Annotated in this window: 1 protein-coding gene; it reads left to right on the forward strand. The window is 46.9% G+C overall.

Features of this window, described 5'->3' with window-relative positions; all coding sequences use genetic code 11:
• Window positions 1-47: 47 nt before the first annotated feature.
• Window positions 48-1,055, forward strand: a 1,008-nt coding sequence (locus ACWHAR_RS23020) for a TolB family protein (protein ID WP_452087939.1), incomplete at its 3' end; no start/stop codon positions are given.

Consider the following 1,055-nt stretch of genomic DNA (forward strand, 5'->3'; position numbering starts at 1 on the left):
GTTTTTATTTAGAAAAACGAAATACATGTAAAAAGGAGGAGATGAATATGAAAAAGCTGATAACCGCAGACGACATCACAGCGATTGTCTCTGTGACCGATCCTCAATACGCCCCAGACGGTACCCGTGCCGCATATGTAAAATCACAAGTAAATCAAGAGAAAGATTCGTATACATCAAATATATGGATCTATGAAACGAAAACGGGAGGATCTGTTCCTTGGACACATGGAGAAAAGCGAAGCACCGACCCAAGATGGTCTCCGGACGGGCGCACGCTTGCCTTTATTTCTGATCGAGAAGGCGATGCGGCACAGCTTTATATAATGAGCACTGAAGGCGGAGAAGCAAGAAAACTGACTGATATCCCATATGGCGTGTCAAAGCCGCTATGGTCCCCGGACGGTGAATCGATTCTGGTCACTGTCAGTTTGGGAGAGGGGGAAAGCATTGATGACCGAGAAAAAACGGAGCAGGACAGCTATGAACCTGTTGAAGTGCAAAGCCTCTCCTACAAACGGGACGGCAAAGGGCTGACGAGAGGCGCGTATGCCCAGCTTGTGCTTGTCAGCGTAAAGTCGGGTGAGATGAAGGAGCTGACAAGTCACAAAGCTGATCATGGTGATCCTGCTTTTTCTCCTGACGGCAAATGGCTTGTTTTCTCAGCTAATTTAACTGAAACAGATGATGCCAGCAAGCCTCATGATGTTTACATAATGTCATTGGAGTCTGGAGATCTTAAGCAGGTTACACCTCATCGCGGCTCATTCGGATCTAGTTCATTTTCACCAGACGGAAGGTATCTTGCTTTGCTTGGAAATGAAAAGGAATATAAGAATGCAACGCTCTCAAAGGCGTGGCTCTATGATATCGAACAAGGCCGCCTCACATGTCTGACTGAGATGCTGGACGTTCATTTAGCGGATGCGCTGATTGGAGATTCATTGATCGGTGGTGCTGAACAGCGCCCGATTTGGACAAAGGACAGCCAAGGGTTTTATGTCATCGGCACAGATCAAGGCAGTACGGGCATCTATTATATTTCGATTGAAGGC

It is taken from the genome of Bacillus sp. LR--39 (assembly GCF_053613335.1).